The organism is Roseiarcus sp., from assembly GCF_052145395.1.
GTDB lineage: Bacteria > Pseudomonadota > Alphaproteobacteria > Rhizobiales > Beijerinckiaceae > Roseiarcus.
The window spans coordinates 1-4,659 of record NZ_JBKQOT010000535.1 but is presented as its reverse complement, the minus strand read 5'-3'; the positions used below and the strand labels follow the sequence as shown (position 1 = coordinate 4,659).

The following is a 4,659-nucleotide window of genomic DNA, read 5'->3' as shown; positions in this document are numbered from 1 at the left end:
GCGCAAGGAAGCGGCATGCAGCGTGAGCTGCTCGGCCGCCTCGATTCGCGTCGCCATGTCGGCGTGACGGAACGCCACGGCCTGATGCTCGATGATCGGCTTGCCGAACTGGATGCGCTCCTTGGCGTAGGACAAAGCCGCCGCATGAGCGCCGCGCGCCATGCCAACCGCCTGCGCGGCGATGCCGATGCGGCCGCCCTCGAGGTTGGCGAGCGCAATTCTGAGCCCCTGTCCTTCCTCTCCGAGCCGTTGGCTCGCCGGCAGGCGCATGTCCTCGAACACGAGCGCGCAGGTGTCGGAGGCGCGCTGTCCGAGCTTCTCCTCGACCTTGGCGACAACGAAGCCCGGCGTGTCGGTCGGCACGATGAAGGCGGAGATGCCCTTTTTGCCGGCGTCGGGATCGGTGACGGCGAACACGATCGCCACGTGGCCGTTCTTGCCCGAGGTGATGAACTGCTTGGAGCCGGAGATGACGTAGGACGAGTTGCCGTCGCGCCGCGCCCGGGTGCGGATCGACGCGGCGTCCGAGCCGGCGATCGGCTCCGTCAGGCAGAAGCAGCCGATCTTCTCGCCGCGCGCCATCGGCTTTAAGAAGCGCTCGCGCTGCTCGTCGTCGCCAAAGGCGAGGATCGGCGCGCAGCCAACCGAGTTGTGCACGCTCATGATGGTCGAGACCGCGCCGCAGCCGGCGGCGATCTCGATCACCGCCAAGGCGTAGGAGACGTAATCGCTCCCGGCGCCGTCCCATGTCGAGGGGACGGTCATGCCCATGAAGCCGAGTTCGCCCATTTCCCTCAGCGCCTCGCGGGGAAAGGCGTGCTCGCGGTCCCAGGCCGCGGCGTTCGGGGCGAGCTTTTCTTCGGCGAAGCGCCGCGCCATGTCGCGGATCGTCGCCTGCTCTTCTGTCGCGATCATGCGGCCTCCAAAGCGATCGCCGTCGCCTCGCCGCCGCCGATGCACAGCGATGCGACGCCCTTCTTCTGCCCGTATTGCTTCAGCGCTCCGAGCAGCGTGACCATGATCCGCGCCCCCGAGGCACCGATCGGGTGGCCGAGCGCGCAGGCGCCGCCGTGGACGTTGATCTTGTCGTGCGGAATGCCGATCTCGCGCACGGCGATCATGGCGACGACCGCGAACGCCTCGTTGACCTCCCAGAGGTCGACGTCGCCCGCCCGCCAGCCGACTTTTTCGAGCAGCGTTTTAATCGCCCCGACGGGGGCCGAAGGAAATATTGACGGCAGGCCAGCGAAGGTCGAATGGCCCAGAATCGTGGCGAGAGGCGCAAGGCCGCGCTTGTCGGCCTCGGAGCGGCGCATGAGAACCAGCGCCGCGGCACCGTCGGAAATCGACGAGGAGTTGGCCGCCGTCACTGTGCCGCCCTCGCGGAAAGCCGGCTTCAGCGTCGGGATCTTCTCCGGATGGGCGTTTTTCGGCTGCTCGTCCACGCTCACTGTCACGTCGCCCTTGCGCCCCTTGACGGTTACTGGCGCAATCTCATAGGCGAAGGTCCCGTCCTGCCCGGCCTTGAGCGCCCGGCTCAGCGAGGCGAGGGCGTAAGAATCCTGCTCTTCGCGCGAGAACTGATAGGCCTGAGCCGCGTCCTCGGCGAACGTCCCCATCAGCCGGCCGCGGTCGTAGGCGTCCTCGAGCCCGTCGAGGAACATGGAGTCGATCACCCGGTCGTGGCCGAGGCGGTAGCCGCCGCGGGCGCGCGGCAGCAGATACGGGGCGTTGGTCATGCTCTCCATGCCGCCCGCGAGCATGACCGTATTGGTTCCGGCGATGAGCATGTCGTGGGCGAACATCGCCGCCTTCATGCCGGAGCCGCACAACTTGTTGACCGTGGTGCAGCCGGCGGCGTCGGGGAGGCCCGCGCCGCGCGACGCCTGCCGGGCGGGCGCCTGCCCCTGCCCCGCCGGCAGCACGCAGCCCATCACCACCTCCTCGATGTCGGTCTTGGCGACGCCCGCGCGCTCGACCGCGGCGGCGATGGCGACCGAGCCGAGCTGAGGCGCGGTGAGCGAGGCAAAGTCGCCCTGAAGGCCGCCCATCGGCGTGCGCGCGGCGCCGACGATCACCACAGGATCTTTTGAATTCATGATCTTAGGCTCCTAAATTGAAGTCGTTTTTTAGTAATCCGCGTCGGTCAAATCGAGGGTGAACTCCTTCCCCCCTTGTGGGGGAAGGCCGCCGCCCCTTCATCTTTCTCAAAGCGGAGCACTAGTGAGTCGGCTTGCCGGCGTCCTGCGCCGCCGCCTTCTCGGCGTTGCGCAGCAAAAAGCGCTGGATCTTGCCGCTCGGGGTCTTGGGAAGCTCGCCGACGAAGGCGATCTCGCGCGGATAGGCGTGCGCCGACAGCCGCTTGCGGACGTGCTGGCGCAGTTCTTCGGCGAGTTCGTCGCTCGCCGCATAGCCCGGCTTCAGCACCACGATCGCCTTGACGATCTCGGTCCGTTCCGCGTCGGGCTTGCCGATCACCGCCGTCTCCAGAATCGCCGGATGCTCGATGAGCGCGCTCTCGACGTCGAAGGGGCCGATGCGGTAGCCGGACGAGGTGATCACGTCGTCGTTGCGGCCGACAAAGGTGAATTGGCCCGTGGGCTCGAGCTCCACCGTGTCGCCTGTCCGGTAATAGCCGCCGCCGATCGCCGGGGTCGGCTGGTTCAGGTAGCCGGTGAACCAGAGAGCGGGCGAATTGGCGATGTCGAGGGCGAGCGTGCCTGGCTCGTGCGGACCGAGCTCCCGATTGTCGTCGCTCAGCACGACGACGCGGTAGCCGGGCATCGCGAAGCCGGCCGAGCCGACGCGAACGGCATGGTCGAGGCCGTGGTGGTTGTTGACCATCATGCCGTTTTCCGTCTGGCCGTAATGGTCATGAATCGGCGCCGAAAGATGGTCGGCGAACCAGCGGATGACCTCGGGATTGAGCGGCTCTCCGGCCGAGCTTACCGCCCGCAACTGGCCCTTCACGCCGGCCGCCGCCTCAGGGCCCGCCGCGATCAGCAGGCGATAGGCGGTCGGAGCGCCGGCGAGATTGGTGATCCCGTGGCTCTTGATGATCCGGTAGGTGCTCTCGGCGGTGAAGTGACCGTCGTAAAAGGTCGTGGCGTGGCCGAGGAGCAGCGGCCCGGTCACGGCGTAATAGAGGCCGTACGCCCAGCCCGGATCGGCAATGTTCCAGAACCTGTCAGTCGGACGCAGATCAATGGCGTAAGTCATGTACAAATCGAACGCGATCAGCGCCTTGAGCGGGACCGGCACGCCCTTGGGCAGGCCGGTCGTTCCCGAGGTCGACATAAGCAGGAAGAGATCGCTTCCCTTGCGCATGACGGGCTCGAACGTCGGCGAGGCGGCGGCGACCTCGGCGGCGAAATCGAGATCGCCGGGGCGCTTTGGCGCGTCGCCGGAGATCGGGGTCGTCACCGCGATCCGCGGGGTCATGGGGATTTCGTCGAGCTTCGGCCGGTTGGCGGGATCGGTCACGATCAGCTTTGCGCCCGAGGTCTGAAGCCGGTGCTCGATCGCCTTGGGGCCGAAGGCGGTGAAGAGCGGCTGATAGACCGCGCCGGCCCGCCAGGTTCCGAGCGCCACCGTCAAGAGGTCGGGAATGCGGGGCAGCATGCAGGCGACCACGTCGCCCGGGCCGACGCCGTGGGTCTTAAGCACATTGGCGAAACGCGCGGCGCGCTCGCGAAGCTCGACGAAGGTCACGGTTGCGCGATGGCCTTGCTGGTCTTCCCATCGAAGCGCGACCGCGCCCGGGGAGGCCCAGCGGTCGCAGCATTCGACGCAGGCGTTGAGGCCGCCCGAGAGAGAGCCGCTGAGCTTCGCCTCGACATCCTCGAACCGGAAGCCGGCATGCGCCTGCGTATAGGGCGCAACGGTCTCGGCCATCGACATTTCCTCCATCCTAACGTCCTTCGCTGTCATGCCCCCGACTAGCGCATCCGGCTCCAATGCTCCATCGCGCTCCCGTATCCGGTTCCCGCATGGCATTCTATGACGGGTTCGGCTGGATTTGGAGAACGATCTTGCCACTTGCGGCATTGTACGGCGCGGTCGCTGACTGTCGCTGACCGCGCAGCGGAGGGATCGCCACCTCACCCGACAGGGCGGAGGCGCGATGGAGCGGCGAATTATCGCCAGGACCGCGATCCGGGTCGCCCGCAAATAAGCGGACGGCGCCGCGACGCCCGCGCAGGCAAGACCCGGCGCCCGGGTCAGATGGGGCTCAAGGCGAGATTGGCGCCCGTGTCCTGGTCAAAAAGATGCATGCGCTCAGCATCGAAAAGGAAAGGCCGCTTTTCCCCGATGCGTGAGTCGTCGGAGGCGCCGACCCTGGCGACGATTCGATGCGGTCCGCTGGAAGCGTCGAGCAATGTTTCATGTCCGAGATGTTGCGCGACGTCGATCGAAAGAAGCGGCGCGCCTGACGAATCGGCGCTGCGAGGAGCCGGCCGCAGCGCCTCGGGTCGCACGCCGAGGACCACCTTGGGCTTTTCGTATCCATTCAGGGCGCCGCGCAGCCGGTCCGGGATGGCGATCGCGAAGCCGTTGTCGGGGTCGACCAGCTTTGTGTCGGCAATGGACAGATCGAGAAAATTCATAGCCGGCGATCCGATGAAGCCGGCGACGAAAGTGTTGGCGGGCTTGTTGTAG

3 protein-coding genes and 1 pseudogene are annotated in these 4,659 nt (G+C 66.9%); all 4 read right to left on the bottom strand.

Translation table 11 applies throughout. The features are described from left to right. A partial coding sequence (locus ACLP25_RS18360) for an acyl-CoA dehydrogenase family protein (protein WP_442470609.1) occupies positions 1-915 on the bottom strand: 915 nt, incomplete at its 3' end. Further along, the gene (locus ACLP25_RS18355; protein WP_442470608.1) at positions 912-2,099 is read right to left on the bottom strand and encodes an acetyl-CoA C-acyltransferase; all 1,188 of its coding nucleotides are present in this window, start codon (positions 2,097-2,099) and stop codon (positions 912-914) included. The genes ACLP25_RS18355 and ACLP25_RS18360, both read right to left, overlap by 4 nt. 121 nt (positions 2,100-2,220) lie before the next feature. Next, the gene (locus tag ACLP25_RS18350) at positions 2,221-3,909 is read right to left on the bottom strand and encodes an AMP-binding protein (protein ID WP_442470607.1); all 1,689 of its coding nucleotides are present in this window, start codon (positions 3,907-3,909) and stop codon (positions 2,221-2,223) included. Positions 3,910-4,220: 311 nt separating this feature from the next. Then, a pseudogene (locus ACLP25_RS18345) lies at positions 4,221-4,659 on the bottom strand (glycerol-3-phosphate ABC transporter ATP-binding protein); the annotation flags it as partial.